The sequence below is a fragment of the Pseudomonas wadenswilerensis genome, assembly GCF_900497695.1.
Classification (GTDB): domain Bacteria; phylum Pseudomonadota; class Gammaproteobacteria; order Pseudomonadales; family Pseudomonadaceae; genus Aquipseudomonas; species Aquipseudomonas wadenswilerensis.
The window spans coordinates 199656-216976 of sequence record NZ_UIDD01000005.1 but is presented as its reverse complement, the minus strand read 5'-3'; the positions used below and the strand labels follow the sequence as shown (position 1 = coordinate 216976).

Annotated in this window: 19 protein-coding genes; 5 read left to right on the top strand and 14 right to left on the bottom strand. The window is 62.6% G+C overall.

What is annotated here, in order from left to right:
• Position 1: 1 nt before the first annotated feature.
• The 7 genes from CCOS864_RS08245 to CCOS864_RS08215 all read right to left on the bottom strand — a co-directional run bounded on the left by CCOS864_RS08245 (position 2) and on the right by CCOS864_RS08215 (position 7740).
• A complete protein-coding gene (locus CCOS864_RS08245) occupies positions 2 to 799 on the bottom strand; it encodes a transglutaminase family protein (protein ID WP_115085872.1) in 798 nt (265 codons plus the stop codon).
• Entirely contained in the window at positions 796 to 1746 is a 951-nt protein-coding gene (locus tag CCOS864_RS08240; protein ID WP_045195278.1) for an alpha-E domain-containing protein, read from the bottom strand. Before CCOS864_RS08240 ends, CCOS864_RS08245 begins: the two co-directional genes overlap by 4 nt.
• 3 nt (positions 1747 to 1749) lie before the next feature.
• Positions 1750 to 3159, bottom strand: coding sequence for a circularly permuted type 2 ATP-grasp protein (locus tag CCOS864_RS08235; protein WP_115085871.1), 1410 nt, complete (start codon positions 3157 to 3159; stop codon positions 1750 to 1752).
• A gap of 209 nt (positions 3160 to 3368) precedes the next feature.
• Positions 3369 to 3701 (bottom strand): ribonuclease E inhibitor RraB, encoded by a 333-nt coding sequence (locus tag CCOS864_RS08230; protein WP_010226349.1) that lies wholly within the window; start codon positions 3699 to 3701, stop codon positions 3369 to 3371.
• Positions 3702 to 3891: 190 nt separating this feature from the next.
• Positions 3892 to 4128 carry a hypothetical protein gene (locus CCOS864_RS08225; protein WP_115085870.1) on the bottom strand — a complete coding sequence of 79 codons (237 nt, stop codon included), beginning with the start codon at positions 4126 to 4128 and terminating at the stop codon, positions 3892 to 3894.
• Between the two features lie 73 nt (positions 4129 to 4201).
• Entirely contained in the window at positions 4202 to 5605 is a 1404-nt protein-coding gene (locus CCOS864_RS08220; protein ID WP_148708520.1) for a hypothetical protein, read from the bottom strand.
• A gap of 59 nt (positions 5606 to 5664) precedes the next feature.
• On the bottom strand, positions 5665 to 7740 hold the full coding sequence (locus CCOS864_RS08215; protein ID WP_115085868.1) for an LTA synthase family protein: 2076 nt from the start codon (positions 7738 to 7740) through the stop codon (positions 5665 to 5667).
• 185 nt (positions 7741 to 7925) lie between these two features.
• Here CCOS864_RS08215 and CCOS864_RS08210 point away from each other — a divergent pair, with 185 nt between their 5' ends.
• Positions 7926 to 8399, top strand: coding sequence for a methylated-DNA--[protein]-cysteine S-methyltransferase (locus tag CCOS864_RS08210; protein WP_115085867.1), 474 nt, complete (start codon positions 7926 to 7928; stop codon positions 8397 to 8399).
• Positions 8400 to 8432: 33 nt separating this feature from the next.
• On the opposite strand, the gene CCOS864_RS08205 is transcribed toward CCOS864_RS08210, so the two are convergent.
• Positions 8433 to 8624 carry a PLDc N-terminal domain-containing protein gene (locus CCOS864_RS08205; protein ID WP_045195289.1) on the bottom strand — a complete coding sequence of 64 codons (192 nt, stop codon included), beginning with the start codon at positions 8622 to 8624 and terminating at the stop codon, positions 8433 to 8435.
• Between the two features lie 129 nt (positions 8625 to 8753).
• Between CCOS864_RS08205 and CCOS864_RS08200 the strand changes: the two genes are divergently transcribed.
• Positions 8754 to 9695 carry a ZIP family metal transporter gene (locus CCOS864_RS08200; RefSeq protein WP_115085866.1) on the top strand — a complete coding sequence of 314 codons (942 nt, stop codon included), beginning with the start codon at positions 8754 to 8756 and terminating at the stop codon, positions 9693 to 9695.
• On the opposite strand, the gene CCOS864_RS08195 is transcribed toward CCOS864_RS08200, so the two are convergent.
• Positions 9692 to 10222 carry a hypothetical protein gene (locus CCOS864_RS08195; RefSeq protein WP_115085865.1) on the bottom strand — a complete coding sequence of 177 codons (531 nt, stop codon included), beginning with the start codon at positions 10220 to 10222 and terminating at the stop codon, positions 9692 to 9694. The genes CCOS864_RS08200 and CCOS864_RS08195 overlap by 4 nt on opposite strands.
• Positions 10223 to 10282: 60 nt before the next feature.
• Positions 10283 to 10807: an ankyrin repeat domain-containing protein gene (locus CCOS864_RS08190; protein WP_115085864.1), complete on the bottom strand. Its 525-nt coding sequence runs from the start codon at positions 10805 to 10807 to the stop codon at positions 10283 to 10285.
• 274 nt (positions 10808 to 11081) lie between these two features.
• On the opposite strand from CCOS864_RS08190, the gene CCOS864_RS08185 reads away from it, so the two are divergent.
• Positions 11082 to 11354 (top strand): DUF3509 domain-containing protein, encoded by a 273-nt coding sequence (locus CCOS864_RS08185; RefSeq protein ID WP_115085863.1) that lies wholly within the window; start codon positions 11082 to 11084, stop codon positions 11352 to 11354.
• 59 nt (positions 11355 to 11413) lie between these two features.
• On the opposite strand, the gene CCOS864_RS08180 is transcribed toward CCOS864_RS08185, so the two are convergent.
• The 3 genes from CCOS864_RS08180 to aroC are packed head-to-tail and all read right to left on the bottom strand — an operon-like array spanning position 11414 to position 14247.
• Entirely contained in the window at positions 11414 to 11932 is a 519-nt protein-coding gene (locus CCOS864_RS08180) for a 1,2-dihydroxy-3-keto-5-methylthiopentene dioxygenase (RefSeq protein ID WP_115085862.1), read from the bottom strand.
• A gap of 36 nt (positions 11933 to 11968) precedes the next feature.
• Positions 11969 to 13117 carry an MFS transporter gene (locus CCOS864_RS08175; RefSeq protein ID WP_115085861.1) on the bottom strand — a complete coding sequence of 383 codons (1149 nt, stop codon included), beginning with the start codon at positions 13115 to 13117 and terminating at the stop codon, positions 11969 to 11971.
• Between the two features lie 38 nt (positions 13118 to 13155).
• The gene (aroC, locus tag CCOS864_RS08170) at positions 13156 to 14247 is read right to left on the bottom strand and encodes a chorismate synthase (RefSeq protein ID WP_038994078.1); all 1092 of its coding nucleotides are present in this window, start codon (positions 14245 to 14247) and stop codon (positions 13156 to 13158) included.
• Positions 14248 to 14380: 133 nt separating this feature from the next.
• Here aroC and CCOS864_RS08165 point away from each other — a divergent pair, with 133 nt between their 5' ends.
• Together CCOS864_RS08165 and CCOS864_RS08160 are read left to right on the top strand one after the other, a co-directional pair.
• On the top strand, positions 14381 to 15343 hold the full coding sequence (locus CCOS864_RS08165; protein WP_115085860.1) for an alpha/beta hydrolase: 963 nt from the start codon (positions 14381 to 14383) through the stop codon (positions 15341 to 15343).
• 106 nt (positions 15344 to 15449) lie between these two features.
• Positions 15450 to 16247 (top strand): hypothetical protein, encoded by a 798-nt coding sequence (locus CCOS864_RS08160; protein ID WP_115085859.1) that lies wholly within the window; start codon positions 15450 to 15452, stop codon positions 16245 to 16247.
• Positions 16248 to 16331: 84 nt separating this feature from the next.
• Here CCOS864_RS08160 and prmB read toward each other — a convergent pair whose 3' ends face one another.
• On the bottom strand, positions 16332 to 17240 hold the full coding sequence (gene prmB / locus CCOS864_RS08155; RefSeq protein WP_115085858.1) for a 50S ribosomal protein L3 N(5)-glutamine methyltransferase: 909 nt from the start codon (positions 17238 to 17240) through the stop codon (positions 16332 to 16334).
• Positions 17241 to 17321: the final 81 nt, after the last annotated feature.

Genomic DNA, 17321 nt, shown 5'->3' with positions numbered 1-17321 from the left:
CTCACTGCTGCTGGGCGTTGAGGGTCGGGGTCACCAGCACCTTGGCGTGCATTTGCTCGAAACCGCCGCCCCGGCGCATGCCGCGCACCGGACAGGCATCCAGGTAGTCCAGGCCCACCGCCAGCTTCAGGTGCCGTTCGGGCCGGGCCAGTTGGTTGGTGACATCAAAGCTGTACCAGGCATCCTCCAGCCAGGCTTCGGCCCAGGCGTGGCTGGCCATTTGCTGGCTGTTGCTGTCGAACAGGTAGCCGGACACGTAACGCGCCGGTACACCCAGGCTGCGCACGCACGCCAGAAAGGCATGGGTGTGATCCTGGCAGACCCCTGCCCCGCCGGCGAAAGCCTGTGCTGCACTGGTGTCTACAGCGGTACTGCCGGGCCGGTAGGCCATGCGCTGATTCAAGGCATTCATCAATTCGATCAACGCCGAGCGGTCACGCCGCTTGCGGCATTGCTGGCTGGCGAAGGCGCGCAGCGCTTCGTCGGCCTCGGTCAGACGGGTGAAGCGCAGGAACGGCAGCGGCGATTGCAGTTCGTGTTCAGCCTCACGGCGTTCATCGATGTCCACCAGCCCGCGAGCGCCGATGACCAGGTCCGAATGCGGCTCCTCCAGGCTCAGCACATGCAGGATGTTGCCGAACGGGTCCAGTTGCGCCCGCACCGGCCGCGGCAGGTCCAGCTGCCAACTGAGCACCTGCTGGCGCTCGCTGTCGTGGGGAGTCAGGCGCAGGTACTGGATGCTGGCGCGAACCTGGTCTTCGTAGTGGTAGGCGGTTTCGTGGCTAATGGTCAGTCTCATACGGCCTCCAGGTAGGCACTGTGAATGGCATTACCCAACTCACGCACCAGCGGAATGTAATGGGTCAACCAGGGGTGCAGGCCCTCGGCGAGGATTTCATCAATCGAGGTGTAGCGCAGGCGTGCGTCCACCTCGGCGGCCAGGCGCTGGGCCGGGCGGCCGTTGCCACCGGGCAGGCTGGCGAGGATCAGGTCGATTTCCTCGGTGCAGGCACGCAGCGAGCGCGGCACGTCGGCGCGCAACAGCAGCAGCTCGGCAACATGGCGGGCGGCCGGTGCATCACGGTAGATCTCGGTGTAGGCCTCGAACGACGACAGCGCACGCAGCAAGGCGCTCCATTGGTAGTAACCCCGCGCCGAACTGTCGCTGACCGCCTCGGCCTCGTCGCCGAGCATTTCGTAGCGGGCATCGAGCAGGCGCAGGGTGTTGTCGGCACGCTCGATGAAGGTGCCCAGGCGAATGAAGCGAAAGGCGTCGTTGCGCATGATGGTGCCGTAGGTGGCCCCCCGGAACAGGTGCGAGCGTTCCTTGATCCACTCGCAGAAACGGCTCATGCCATAGCGGCCCAGGCCCTGCTCGGCAATACCGCGAATCTCGAGCCAGGTGGCGTTGATGTTTTCCCACATGTCGGCGGTAATCCGCCCACGTACTGCATGGGCACTGGCCCGCGCGGCGCCGAGGCAACTGTAGATGCTCGCCGGGTTTTCCGGGTCCAGGGCAAAGAAGTGCAGCAGGCGCTCGGCATGCAACTGGCCGTGGCGCTCCAGGTAATCGTCGAGGGTGCCGGTGATCAGCAGCGGCATGGCCATTTCATCCAGGCCGTCGCCGCGGCCGTCCTGCGGCATCAGCGACAGCGAATAGCTGACATCGAGCATCCGTGCGAGGTTTTCCGCCCGCTCCAGGTAACGCGACATCCAGTACAAATCGGAGGCAGTTCTACTCAACATGACTTAATCCTCAACCACCCAGGTGTCCTTGGTACCGCCGCCCTGGGACGAGTTGACCACCAGCGAACCTTCACGCAGGGCGACCCGGGTCAGGCCGCCAGGCACCACCCGGGTCTCGCGCCCGGACAGCACGAAAGGCCGCAGGTCGATATGCCGCGGGGCAATGCCGTTCTCGACAAAGGTCGGGCAGGTCGACAGCGACAGCGTTGGCTGGGCGATGTAGGCCGCCGGCCGGGCCTTGATCCGTGCGGCAAACGCCTCGATCTCGGCACGGGTGGCCGCCGGACCGACCAGCATGCCGTAGCCGCCGGAACCCTGGGTTTCCTTGACCACCAGTTCCGGCAGGTGCGCCAGCACGTGGGAAAGTTCTTCAGGTTTGCGGCACTGCCAGGTCGGCACGTTCTTCAGGATCGGCTCCTCGTCGAGATAAAAGCGGATCATGTCGGTGACATAGGGGTAGATCGACTTGTCGTCGGCCACGCCAGTGCCAATGGCATTGGCCAGCACCACGTTGCCACAGCGATAGGCCGCCAGCAGCCCGGGCACACCAAGCATCGAATCGGGGTTGAACGCCAGCGGGTCGAGGAAGGCATCGTCCAGGCGCCGGTAGATCACATCCACCGCCTTGGGACCATCGGTGGTGCGCATGAACACCCGCTCATCCCGCACGAACAGGTCGGCGCCCTCGACCAGCTCGACGCCCATCTCGCGGGCGAGGAAGGCGTGCTCGAAGAACGCGCTGTTGAAACGCCCGGGCGTCAGCACCACCACGCTGGGGTTATCCAGCGGGCTGGAACTCTTGAGGGTATCGAGCAACAGGTTGGGGTAATGATCGATGGGGGCGATGCGCTGGGCGGCAAACAGCTCGGGGAACAAGCGCATCATCATCTTGCGGTCTTCGAGCATGTAGCTGACGCCGCTGGGGGTACGCAGGTTGTCTTCGAGCACGTAATAGCTGCCATCGCTGTCACGCACCAGGTCGACCCCGGAAATATGCGAATAGATGTTGCGGTGCAGGTCCAGGCCCTGCATCGCCAGCTGGTACTGGTCGTTGGCCAGGACCTGCTCGGCCGGGATGATCCCGGCGCGGATGATGCGCTGGTCGTGGTACAGGTCGGCGAGAAACAGGTTCAGCGCCTTCACCCGCTGAATGCAGCCACGCTCCACCACCCGCCATTCACTGGCCGGGATGCTGCGTGGGATGGTATCGAAAGGAATCAGGCGCTCGGTGCCCTGCTCGTCGCCATAGAGGGTGAAGGTAATGCCGGCGCGGTGGAACAGCAGGTCGGCTTCACGTCGACGCTGGGCCAGCAGTTCCGGCGGGGTTTCGGCCAGCCAGCGGGCGAACTCCCGGTAGTGCGGACGGACCTGGCCGTCAGCGGCGTACATTTCGTCATAAAAGGTGCGGATCATGCCGAACTCCTTGTCACCCGTGCACCCGAGCCATCGCAAGCCCCGTGCCAGCGGCATAATTCCTTGTTATTCAATAAGTTGCGTTTTAAGCGAAGAACGGCCGCACCAGATCTGTGCAACCGCCCCGGTTGCTTTGACGGCAGCGCTTCATTGCGAAGCGCCGAGCGGCCCACGGCAGACGGCCAGAGCCGCCCTGTGGGACCGTTTGATCAGGCCAGCTGACGCTCCTGCTTGACGCCCCAGCCTTCTATTTCTCCACCCAGCGGGGCAATCACCGCCTCGAAATCCTGTTCGAATTCGCCGATACCGCCATAGGTTGCAAACATCACCTTGCTCAGTTCCAGATGCCAGGCGCCATCATCGCGCTCATGCACTTGGGCACTGAGTGATTCGCCGCGAAACTTTCCTGCCGCTCGCCGCGCCCGTGCCTCGTCCGGAAATACCGCATAAAACTCGATGGGATGAATCTGCGCGAAGTTGAACCCCCCTTCTTTCATCCGACGCAAGACCGTGCTGCTGATGTCCTCGTATTGGCTGCTCATGAATCGTCCTCCTCATTACCGATGGATAGACTTTCAGTGCAAAACGCACCTGCCCGCCACACAAGACGTGCGGGGGCAATTCGAGCTGTTGCGTGACGTGGATCGGCAAGCCCGGACAATCAGAAGAAACTGCCCGACCTTGTCTGCAGCGTAGCGCCTGATTGCCCGGCGTGCCAGCCAGCAAGCGGGTTCAGGGGGCTTCAGTGATGGCGGTGATCTCTACCCCGTTCTGCTCTTTCAGCCATTTGGCCGTCGGTGAGGGTGTGCGGCCCTCGAAATCAGTGAGGTCCAGTTCGTCCATGACCGGAAACAGATGGGTACGAATAAGCCGCGCAGCCTCTTCGATGCTCGGCTCAAGCTCTGCGGTGAGAGGCAGCGAGGTACGCTCGCCCTTCTGATCAACAAAAGTAATGACCCAGTCTTTCATTGGACTCTCCTCTGTACCGATGTTCAGGGTGAATCTGGCCTACCTTCCGTTGACCTCGCCGCGGGGTGGTTGTTCAGTCGACTTGCGGCTCAAAGCGATGGCCGCCCGGCAGCGCACGTATGCTTTGCAGCGTGCGCAGGAATTGGTCCCTGGAGGGCTCGAACTCCAGCGGCGGCTCGGAGTGTTCATCGGTCACTCCCAGTACCACGGTGGGCTGGTAGCCGGAGCTCACGGCGCCAGCGACCATCCTGAACGTTTCAGTGGCCGCCGGCTTGAGACTGTCAGGCTCATAGACGCGAAAGCGTGCGCCACCGAACCTGCCCTTGGCGGCACCGATCCGCACGCTTGAGGGCCCGAACTTATCGACACTGATATGCATCGGAAACGGGTTGACAATCAGTCGATCCAGCAGCATCGGCACCATCTCGACGGCCTTGTCGCTGTCACTGCTCATGCTCAGGCGGTGCAGCAGTTTCGGGTTGTCTGCAGGGTTGAGGCCCAGGGTGATGGCATGCCGCGGTGTGCCATCGTCGGCAATGAAGCCGAAGGGCACACAGAAGCCGTTGTCCTGGGGAATTTCGTATTGCTTGCGGGTGCGGAACGCGGCCAGCACAGCGCGCGCCCTGGGCTCCAGCCGGGCCAGCGCAGCGGTGTCTGTAGCCGTATTGGCGCCACTGTAGAATTTGAATCGGTAGATGCGTTGATCGCGCCACAGGTAGGCAGTCAGATTACCTTCATACCAGTTTGCAGAGGCGTCCGGCACACCCAGCTCGATAAAGCGCTCATGCTCGTACTCTACATCGGTCGGCCATTGTGCCTGCTCCGCGAAGAAGGCATCGCGCTCGACCTGCAGCTTCGCCACCGGCCGCCCCTCGGCAGTAAATTGCTTGATCATGTCGTCAAGCACCACCAGCTGCGAAGTCACATAGCCTATGCGCTGGAGCTTTTCACGCAAGTCGTAGTACTGATCACTCAGGGCCCTGTAGCGCGCTTCATCGTCACGGCTCGCAGAGATGGCAGCATCCAGCGCCTCCATCTGCGCCTTCACCACCCGCTCCTGCGCCGGGCCACGGGTGAGGCTCTGCACATAGCGGATCTGTTCGTAGAGTGCACGGGTGGTCAACGGGCTGACCTCGATGTCGACCAGAAAGGGCAGCTCGCCGGTCAACCCTTCGCCGTAGGCAATCTGCTTGTCCCCAGGGGTGATCGTGGGGTCGGGGAGATCGAAATTGTAGTATTGCCAGTAACCACTGGAAACGTGCCAGGCAATGTCCTGGGGTACATCGAACTGCACCCGGCCCAAGCATTCGGTGCGCCAGCCGGGGGGCGTCTGGTAATCCGCTGAGGCAACATCGGCCACCGCCAACAGTGAATGGCACAGGCAGGCAAACAACACGAACACTCGCACGCAAAAATCCTTTTTTGATGGGCGCCATTCCAGCCCCCGCTTCCCGAGGCGCGCAATTTGAGCATCCATGGCACAAAAAGCCAAGACCCCGGCAAGCCGGGGTCCTGTTTACAGCGCTAGCAACGACGTTATTCCGGGGTGCCGTGCACTACACCCGCGGTGTTGTCCAGCAAGCTCTTGGTCGCCGTCTGGATGAACGACTCGAGCTTGTGAGTCAGGTCCTTCTGGTCCGGGGCTTCGATCAGCTCGGCCTTGAAGTTGGCGCCCAGCTCGTAGCGGTACATGCGTGGCGACATGTCCTTGGCCTCGATCAGGATGCGATCGCCCTTGACCAGGCCGACGATCTGCTCGCTGCCCGATGGTTTGATCATGCCGAAGCCCGGATCACCGGCCGGCAGGTTGAGCAGGTCACGGCCCCAGCACTGGTGACGGGTTTCGCCGCCCAGGCGGCCCATGATGGTCGGCACGATGTCGATCTGGGTACCCACGGTGTGGTTGACCGCACCGAACTTGTCCTGGATGCCCGGGGCAATCAGCAGCAGCGGCACGTTGAAGCGCCCGAGGTCGAGCTCGGTGACCTGCTGGTGGTTGCCGAAGCCATGGTCGCCAACGATGACGAACAGGGTTTCCTTGAAGTAAGGCTCCTTGCGCGCCTTCTCGAAGAACTGGCCCAGGGCCCAGTCGGAGTAGCGCATGGCGGTCAGGTGCTCGTCCAGGCGGCCCTGGCCTGTGACCTTCTCGACCGGCAGATCCTTCGGCAGCGCATACGGCGTATGGTTGGACAGGGTCTGCAGCAGCGCGTAGATCGGCTTCTTGCCATCGTGCCGGGCCAGCTCTTCGTTACCGCGGTCGAACATGTCCTGGTCGGACACGCCCCAGGTCGGGTCGGAGAACACCGGATCGACGAAGTCGTTACGGCCGATGAAGGTGGTCATGCCCTGGTTGCCGAAGAAACCGGACTGGTTGTCCCAGGCAAAGTCACCGTTGTAGACGTAGACGTCGTCGTAGTCACGGGCGCTGAGCAGCGCCGGCAGGCCCGAAAGCTTGTGGCCGCCTTCCGGGGTCTGCATCAGGTACTCGAAGCCCGGCAGGTTCGGGTAGCAGGCCATGGTGGCGAACATACCCTGGTGGGTGTGGGTGCCGTTGGAGAAGAAGCGGTCGAACAGCAAGCCCTCTTTCGCCAGTTTGTCGAAGTACGGGGTGATGTTGTTCGGGCTGCCCAGGGCGCCTACCGAATGACCGGCGAAGCTCTCCATGAGGATCACCACGACGTTCTTGATCGGCAGGGTGTTGTCCGCTGGCGGGATGAAATCACGGCGCACCGCAGCGCTGTCGGCATCGACCAGCTTGTCGTTGCCAGTCAGCAGCATGTCGCGCACGGTCTGGGTAGCCAGGCCCTGCTCGATGGTCGACTTCCAGATGTTGGCGCGGTCCTCGCCAAAACGGCTCTTGGCGGCGTCGATCAGGGTCAGGGTGCCGTTCAGGCCCAGCTGGTTGACGAAGTTCGAGTCGGTGGTGAAGGCATCGCCCCAACGCATGGGCGGGCCCTGGCGCAGGGTGCCGCGGGCAGCGATGACCGCCACCAGCAGGATCATGAAGAACACCACGCCACGCACATACCAGGGCGCTGCGCTGGCCATCTGGCTTTCATACACGTCATTAGGCCGGGTCAGGCGGTCGATGCCCTTGAACAGCAGGCTCAGCAGCCAGGTGCCAAAGGCCCAGGCCAGCAGGTAGCGCACCACCGGGAAGCCGTACCAGAGCATGCTCAGGACGGTTTTCGGGTCTTCCTTGACGTACTGGAACACCAGGCCGTTGAGGCGCTGGTGGAACTCGCGATAGAAGTCCATCTCCATCAGGCCGAGGAACATGACGATGCTCGAGGCGATGGTCAGCCAGGCCCGGAACAAGCCGCGCGCGGCCATCGCCCGGGTGCTGAGGATTGCCAGCAGCAGCGGAATGCTAAGGTACACCACAACCCGCAGGTCGAAGCGCAGGCCATTGAGGAAACCCTCGGCCACGGTCGACATCGGCGTGTCGCCGATCATGTCGTTGTTGTAGACCAGCAGGGCCAGGCGAACCAGGCTGAGCATCAGCATGATCACCAGACCGCACAGCAGGGTGTAGGCCAGATGCGATTTCAGCGTCGTTTGCAACGGGCGCGATGCAGCCCGCTGTTGACTCAAGGCGTCCGTGGTAGCCATGAATTGGAAGATCCCTAGGGTTCAGGTTCGAGGAAGGCGGTAAAACGAATCGGCAAATGTGCCCTAAACGCGAGCGCGTTGCACGGCCATTCGGCGAACGGATAATTGCGCGCGCAAATTGTCGGCAATCGATTGTGAAAATTTCGTAATAGAATCAGGGTTATCCGCAAAGAGATCATTACGCCATGTTTTATCGCTACCTCCCAAGCCCGCTTGGCCCGCTGCTATTGGCAGGTGACGATCAGGGCCTGCGCATGCTGCACATGGACGCCGCCCAACCCTGGGAACTGGCCGAGGACTGGCAGCCGGCCAGCAACCAGCTGGACGATGTGGCGCGCCAGCTGGACCAGTACTTTGCCCGTCAGCGCGAACAATTCGAAGTGCGCCTGGCCCCCCAGGGTACGCCGTTCCAGCGCGAGGTGTGGCAGGCCCTGCAGCGTATTCCCTATGGCACCACCTGCAGCTACGGCGAGCTTGCCCAGGCTATTGGCAACCCCAGATCGGTGCGGGCAGTGGGCACTGCCAATGGTGCCAACCCGATTGCAATCATCATCCCCTGCCATCGAGTGATTGGCAGCAATGGCACCCTCACCGGGTTTGCCGGGGGCATCGAGCGCAAGCAGATCCTGTTGGAACTGGAGGGGACCTGGTTGATCTGAAGATTATCGCGGGGCAAGCCCGCTCCCACAGAGCTACAGCCGCACATTGCCCCGCGGCCCGGCGATCGCCCAGATGATCAGGCCCAGTACCGGCAGCAGCAGAATCAGCAGGATCCAGAGAATCTTGGCGCCACCACTGGCACCGCTCTTGATCACATTGATGATCGCCCAGATGTCCAGGGCGAGGATGATCAGCCCAACCAGGCTATTGAAAGTAGAACCCATGGTGTTGCTCCCTTGATCGAGCCTGCCCCTCAGGATAGCTGGCTATCAGCCCCATAGAGGCGAATCGTTCGCCGCGGCCCTGTAGCGCTGGTTACACTCGTTTCATCGAATTGCGCCAGAGAGGTCCCTATGCCACCCGCCCACAGCCACAGCAGCCCCGCCCCCGTCCCACTGTGGAACGCCTGGCTGCAACAGGCACAAAGTACCCCGTGGCTTAGCGCAGGCCTGGGCCTGAGTTTGCTGGTGGTGCTCGGTCTGCTGATCGCCAGTGCCTGGAATGCCGTGCATGGCGACCACCAGCAAAACCTGCACATGGCCATGCTCGGCGGCCTCGCCGGGTTTGCCGCCACCGCACTGGGCGCGGTCATGGCCGTGGTGCTGCGTGAAATCAGCGCGCGCACCCAGGATGTGATGCTCGGGTTTGCCGCAGGCATGATGCTCGCCGCCAGTTCGTTCTCGCTGATCCTGCCGGGCCTCGACGCAGCCCGGGAGATCACCGGCAACGGCCCTTACGCGGCACTGACGGTGGTGATCGGCATGGGCCTGGGCGTGCTGCTGATGCTCGGCCTCGACCGCTTCACCCCGCACGAACACGAAAGCACCGGCCCGTGCGGCCCGCAGGCGGACCGGATCAACCGCGTGTGGCTGTTCGTGCTGGCGATCACCCTGCACAACCTGCCCGAGGGCATGGCCATTGGCGTCAGCTTTGCCAGCGGCGACCTCAATGTCGGCCTGCCGCTGACCAGCGCCATCGCTATCCAGGATATTCCCGAAGGCCTCGCTGTGGCTCTGGCGCTGCGCGCAACCGGTCTTTCGACCTTCAAGGCGGCGCTGGTGGCGATCGGCTCGGGCCTGATGGAGCCCATTGGCGCCGTGATCGGCCTGGGCATTTCCACCGGCTTTGCCATTGCCTACCCGGTGAGCATGGGCCTGGCTGCCGGGGCGATGATCTTCGTGGTATCCCACGAAGTGATCCCGGAAACCCACCGCAATGGCCACCAGACCTCGGCAACCCTGGGCCTGATGGGCGGCTTTGCAGTGATGATGTTCCTCGATACCGCTCTCGGTTAAACGTGCACGGCAACCCGCAGCGCTTCCAGGGCCGGCGCTGCGGCGATGCCGACTTCAGCGCACAGCTCCAGCACTCGCGGCAGGTCGTCGTTGCCAACCAGTACCATCTGCAGCTCATCGTCGAGCAACTGGCTGAAGTTCATCAGCACATAGCCGCCGGCTTCCTTGTTCATCGCCCCCATCTGCACCTGGATGCGGTTGAGTGCGGTCAGCGGCTCGACCTTGGCCAACTGCTTGGGCTTGAGGTTGAACGGCACGGTCTTGTCAAAGGAGTCGACGATCTGGGCGAACAGGTCCTGGTAGGTATCGGCCTGGAACAACACGGTATCGGGCAGGCTGCCGACGACAATCCATTCACCCAGCGGGATCGGGAAGCTGTCGTCGTAGTTGATGTCCGGGTTGGCGGCGAGGAACGCCTGCGGGTCGGCATAGGCCTGGGCGGCTTCGTCGGCGATGCGCGCAATGTCTTCTTCGCGCATGCAGCCAGCGCTGATTTTGCCGATGAGTTCGACCAGTTGGGATTTCATGAAGGGGCCCTGCGACGGTGAAAAAAGTCGCCAAGGATAGCCGTAAAAGGCCCCGGAGGGTTAGCCGAGCAGCTTGAGCAACTGCTCGGTAGTCTCGGGAGCCCCCATGGTTTGCGCAGCGCCCAGGGCATCGGCGCCACGGGCGTCACGATGGCGTGGGTTGGCGCCCTTGGCCAGCAGGTAATCGACGATCACGGTGCGGTTGAACATCGCCGCCATCATCAGCGCGGTGCGCCCATCAGCGGAAGTGCCATCGACCTCGGCGCCTCTATCCACCAGCAGCTGGACCATCTCCAGGTTGCCCTTGAACGCGGCGCCGGCAATGGGCAGCTGTCCCTTGTCATTGGCAATCTGCGGATCGGCACCGTACTCGAGCAACACCGCGACGGCATCCAGATGCCCGTGGTAACTGGCAAGCATCAGCAAGGTGTCGCCATTGCCATTGCGCAGGTTCACCGGCAGGCCGTTTTCCAGCAAGCGCCCGAGCATTACCGCGTCGCCCTTGCGCGCCCGGTCGAACACCTCTTCGGCGAACGCCGCAGCCTCGTCGTCGTTCATGGGCGTGGGGCTACGTTGGTCAGACATGGGGAACCTCCTGGCTATCGGAAAGGCCCAAGTCTTTGTCAGGGAGCGCGCGGGGTCAACTGGGGATAAGTCATGGCCATGACAGAAGAAATCTATTGGCCGAGGCAGCACTGCAAAATGCACTGTGCAAAATGCACGACCATGCAGAATGCACGGCGGAGCGCTTCAATGAAATTTATAAACCATTGATTAATAATAGTTTTATTTAAAACAAAAGCTGGCACAGTCGCTGCACCTGTCACTCCATGTCTGCCACTAACAGTCAGGAGCTGATATGGACCTTATCCAGGAAAAATTCGCCTCGGTATTCTCCGCCTACGACGTCACCACCCAGGCGCGCCCCGACGGTGGAATTCTGCTGACCCTGCGGGCAACGGACGGTACCCAGACCAAGCGCTCGATTTCTTATGCACAACTGCACAGTGCCGAACAGCTGTCGTGGGCGATCAGTGCGATTCGCCGCGACCTGGCTGAACAGGCCAGCGAGTTGCCGGTGATTTCGCTGTTGCAGAGCCAGCAGCGGTTTGCCTTGCCGACTTATCGGTAACTTCGCGGGGCAAGCCCGCTCCTACCTGTAGGAGCGGGCTTGCCCCGCGATGGCGTTTGTCAGTCGTCAAGCCGCGGGAAATTCTTGGCAATCGAATCGCCAGTAAACTGTGCAAGCCCACCTTCCGGCCGGTTGAACACCCGGATCGCCACGAACCGCGGCTCCTCGCCCATGTCGAGCCAGTGCCGAACCCCTGCCGGCACGCCGATCAAATCGCCCTTCTCGCACAACACCGCATAGATGTAGTCCTCGATCCGCAGGCTGACCAGCCCGCGCCCGGCGGCGAAAAAGTGCAGTCGATCTTCGTCACAGGTATGTTCGGCGAGCAAGCTGGCGTCCGCTTCGCGGGTCACCTCGACACTGGCGTAACCGGTCTCGGCCTTCAGCGCATCGATACCAGGCTGATAAGCGCCGATCAGTTGCTGATCGCTGGCGCCCGCCTGGATGGGCGCGGCTGCCTGCCAACGCTCGAAACGCACGCCCTGCTCGGCCAGGGTCGCGGCGATATCCTCCAGGTGAGTCAGTACCTTGTTGGGAATGTCCGGGGTGGACTGGTGATACACGCTAAGGCTGCTCATCGGGGCAACTCCTTACTACCGGTTTACGGCCAAGGCTCATGCCCTGTCCTCTTTCATTCGAAGTGCAATGATAACGGCTGCAGCCAGGGCTGCGACGCTGGCAATACTAAAGGTGGTAGCCGGCCCCAGCAGGTTCCAGCTGTACCCCGAGTACAAGGCGCCCAAGGCGCCGCCGGTGCCGGCGAGCGCTGCATACAGCGCTTGCCCCTGGCCTTGCTGGCGGGCGCCGAAGCTGCGTTGCACGAAGGCGATGGCGGCAGCGTGAAAGCTGCCGAAGGTGGCCGCATGCAAGACCTGGGCGAGCAACAGCACGCCCAGGTGCTCGGCAAAGTTGCCCAGCAACGCCCAGCGCACTGCCGCCAGGGCAAAACTGGCGAGCAGCACCCGGCGCAGCGACACCCGCGCCAGGATCCAGCTCATGGCCAGGAACATCAGCACCTCGGCCACCACCCCCAGCGCCCAGAGCATGCCGATGGTGCCGCGGCTGTAACCCAGGTGCTCAAGGTGCAGAGTCAGAAAGGTGTAGTACGGGCCGTGGCTCAGTTGCATCAATGCCACGCACAGGTAAAACGCGGCAACACCGGGGCTGGCCAGTTGCTTGAGAAAACCGCCGCTGGCGGTACGATCATTCTGCCCCGGTGGCTGGGCATTGGGCACCCAGACGCTGGCCAGGACGATACCGGCCATGATGATCACCAGCGTGACCGGGTAGATATCCAGGCTCAAGCCGTCGAACAGCCGGCCAAGGCCGACCACGGTGAGGATGAAGCCGATCGAGCCCCACAGACGGATCTGGCTGTAGCGTGCGGTCTGCCCTTGCAGGTGGGCCAGGGTGATGACCTCGAACTGCGGTAATACCGCATGCCAGAAGAACGCATGCAGGGCCATCACCAGCGCCAGCCAGGCATAGCTTTTGCCGAAAAAGATCAACGAAAAGGTCGCCAGGGTCGACACGGCGCCCACGCGCACGATCAGCAAGCGCTGGCCACTGCGGTCACCCAGCCAGCCCCACAGGTTGGGGGCCACGCAACGCATCAGCATGGGAATGGCGACCAGCTCGCCGATGCGCGCACTGGAAAAACCCAGGTGATCGAAATACAACGCCAGAAACGGCGCTGTCGAGCCGAGCAAGGCGAAGTAAAAGAGGTAGAAACTGGACAGCCGCCAGTAGGGAATCGGCGCCACGGCTCAGCGAGCCGCAGCGCGAATGGCAGGTGCCAGCATTACAGCTGGCCCAGCACCGGCGTCTTCACTCGCACGTCGGCGTTCTGCCCGCGGTGACGCAGCAGGTGATCCATCAGCACGATAGCCATCATTGCTTCGGCGATTGGCGTGGCACGGATACCCACGCACGGGTCGTGACGGCCTTTGGTGATCACTTCAACCGGGTTGCCATCGACGTCGATGGAACGGCCCGGGGTGGTGATGCTAGAGGTCGGCTTGAGGGCCAGGTGGGCAACGATTGGCTGACCGGAGGAAATACCGCCGAGAATGCCGCCGGCGTTGTTGCTGAGGAAACCTTCCGGGGTCAGCTCGTCACGGTGCTCGGTACCGCGCTGGGCGACGCTGGCAAAGCCTGCACCGATTTCCACGCCCTTGACCGCGTTGATGCTCATCAGCGCGTGGGCCAGCTCGGCATCCAGGCGATCAAAGATCGGCTCGCCCAGGCCAGGCATGACGCCTTCGGCCACCACGGTGATCTTCGCCCCGACCGAATCCTGGTCGCGGCGCAGCTGGTCCATGTACGCCTCAAGCTCCGGGACCTTGTCCGGGTCAGGGCTGAAGAAGGCGTTCTGCTCCACCGAGTCCCAGGTCTTGAAAGGGATTTCGATCGGGCCGAGCTGGCTCATGTAGCCACGGATGCGGATGCCCTGGCTGGCCAGGTACTTCTTGGCGATGGCGCCGGCGGCCACGCGCATGGCGGTTTCCCGCGCCGAGCTGCGGCCACCGCCGCGGTAGTCACGCTCACCATACTTGTGGTGATAGGTGTAGTCGGCGTGGGCCGGTCGGAACAGGTCCTTGATCGCCGAGTAGTCCTTGGACTTCTGGTCGGTGTTGCGAATCAGCAGGCCGATGGAGCAGCCAGTGGTGCGGCCTTCGAACACTCCCGAGAGGATTTCGACTTCGTCGGCTTCCTGGCGCTGGGTGGTGTGGCGGCTGGTGCCGGGCTTGCGCCGATCCAGGTCGTGCTGCAGGTCGGCCAGGGAAATTTCCAGGCCCGGCGGGCAGCCATCGACAATGGCGACCAACGCCGGACCATGGCTTTCGCCAGCGGTGGTGACAGTGAACAGCTTGCCGTAGGTATTGCCGGACATGCAGGACGCTCCGCGAATCAGCCAGATTTGAACAAGGCCGCCAGTATACGCAGGCTAACCATTCAGTTCATCCCTGACGGCGAACCTTCTGCGCCCGGCCCGGTCCAAACCGCACTCTCTCGATAGTGGCCTGATGATGTTGCGTATTGTTGCAGTAATCGCCCTGCTGTTCAGCGGCCTGGTCCAGGCTGCTGCCCCCACCGTATTCCAGCGCCCGGTCAGCCTCGACACCGGCAGCGGCGTGTTACATGGCAGCCTGCTGTTGCCGCGCACCGAGCAGCCGCCACCGGTGGTGCTGATCATTGCCGGCTCGGGGCCCACCGACCGCGACGGCAACAATCCTTACGGCGGCAACACCGACAACCTCAAGCAACTGGCCCTGACCCTGGCGAAAAACAATATCGCCAGCGTGCGCTACGACAAGCGCGGCGTCGCTGCGAGCCTGGCGGCCACCCCGGATGAACGCGACCTGACGGTGGAGCGCTACGTCGCCGACGCGGTGGCCTGGAGCCAGAAGATCAAGGCCGACCCGCGCTTCGGCCGCCTGATCCTGCTTGGCCACAGCGAAGGTGCGCTGATCGCCAGCCTGGCCGCCGAGCAAAGCGGCGCCAGTGCCGTAATCAGCATCGCCGGCAGCGGCTGGCCGATCGACAAGGCGTTGCGTGCACAGATCTTTGAGCGGGTACCCGGGCGCTACATGGCCAGTGCCGGGGACATCCTCGATCGCCTTAAAAACGGCAAGACCTCCTCCCGGGTGCCCCTGCCCCTGCAGGACGTACTGCGCCCGAGCGTGCAGCCCTACCTGATTTCGCTGTTCCGCCAGGACCCGGCGGATGCCTTTGCCAAGGTCAAGGTACCGGCACTGATCATCCAGGGCACCCATGACTTCCAGGTCAATGTCGACAACGCCGAAATCCTCAAGGCCGCCAAGCCGGATGCCGAGCTTGCAGTGATCAAGGGCATGAACCACATGCTGCGCATTGCCCCCGAGGAAATCAGCCAGCAACGTGACAGCTATCTTGATCCGCAACTGCCGCAAGCGGCCGAACTGGGCCAGCGCGTTATCGACTTCATTCAGCGGTTGCCTGCCAGCTGAGGCCAAATCGCAGAAATTACGCCTCCAGCCCAGGACAATCCTGCCGATATAGCGGTGCTGGCATCGTCAATGCGACCAGCCCGCTGCGCACATGAGGATTGCCGTGATGACCGAAGCCGCCCCCCAGGACACCGCCGAGACGACTGCCGAGCAGGCAGCACCGGAGGCCGCCCCACTGCCCTGGGCCGATGTTGCCCCCGAACACTTCCAGATGCTGCGCCTGGCGCCGTTGCCGACCGACCGCAACAGCGGTGCGCGGCCGCTGCGCTTTGTCCAGTACGGCTATGCCGAACGCCACAACAAGCAGACCAGCCTGCTGCGCATGGCTATCCAGCTGCCGGCGCAAAAGGTGCGCAAGGAACAGAACCACCTGGATGTGTGGGTCGACCATGAAGAAAAACGCGTAACTTTCACCCCCGATTCAGGCCTGCAGATCGAGCCGCTGAACCGTGGCCTGGGGCGCTTCCTGCTGAACCAGGCAGTGCAATGGGCGCAGCGCAAGTGGCCGCATTACCGAGTCGAAGGTGCTGCCCTGCCAAGCAAGGACGCCCTCAACGAAGACACCCGCCTGCGCCGTGACCATGTGCTGCGCAGCCATGGCCTGGAGGTCGAGTACGCCGATGCCCAGCACCTGAAGGGGCGCTTTGTCGATGTGCAGGTCGGTGAACTCAAGGGCGGCTGGAACAGTGACAAGCTGCAGCGGGTCGAGATTCTCGATGCCGCGCAGATGCTGCAACAGGCCGAGCAGAGCTTGCAGGAAAAAGAGGCGCAACTGCGCGAGCGTGATGAGCGGGTCAGCAAGTACCGCCGTGAAGACAGTGGGCTGCGTTTTACCATCACCTGCCTGGTGGCCTTTGCGGTGTTTCAGGCGGGGTTGTTGATCTGGATTGCGACTCACCGCTAAAAAGCATCGCTGGCAAGCCAGCTCCCACAAGGGCAATTGTGGGAGCTGGCTTGCCAGCGATAGATTCACTGCAAACCTGAAGCCTTACACCTTCGAGGCAAACAACCCCTGGTGCTGACGGCACTGCTCAGCCGTGAGCATGAACACCCCGTGCCCGCCCCGCTCGAACTCCAGCCAGGCGAAATCCACTTGCGGATAAAGCGCCTCGACATGCACCTGGCTGTTGCCCACCTCGACAATCAACAAGCCCTTCTCGGTCAGGTGATCCGCTGCTTCGGCCAGCATCCGCCGCACCAGGTCCAGGCCGTCATTGCCGCACGCCAGGCCCAGCTCCGGCTCGTGGTGGTATTCCTCGGGCATGTCGGCAAAGTCTTCGGCATCGACATACGGCGGGTTGGACAGGATCAGGTCGAAACGCTGACCCGGCAGACCGGCGAAACCATCGCCCTGCACGGTATAGACGCGTTCCTCCAGGCCGTGACGTTCGATGTTCTGGTTGGCGACTTCCAGCGCCTCGAAGGACAGGTCGGCGAGCACCACCTCAGCCTCGGGGAATACTTCGGCACTGACGATACCGATGCAACCGGAGCCGGTGCACAGGTCGAGGATGCGTGCCGGCTCACCGGCCAGCCATGGCTCGAAGCGCTTTTCGATCAGCTCGCCAATCGGCGAGCGCGGGATCAGCACGCGCTCATCGACAATGAACGACAAGCCGCAGAACCAGGCTTCACCCAGCAAGTAAGCCGTGGGCACGCGGTCTTCGATACGGCGCTTGAGCATACGCTGCAGGTTGACCAGCTCATCGTCTTCCAGCTGGCAGTCGAGGTAGGCGTCGGCGACTTCCCAGGGCAGGTGCACCGAGCCCAGCACCAGCAGCCGCGCTTCATCCCAGGCGTTGTCGGCGCCATGACCGAAAAACAGGCCATGCTCGTGGAAACGGCTGACGGCCCAACGGATATGATCGCGCAGGGTGCGCAAGCGAGAAGTGATCACAACAGACTCCTTGAAAGACGACCTGCGATTCTAACAGCCCGGCCAAAGAAATGATCGGCAAAAACACCTTGTAAGGATATC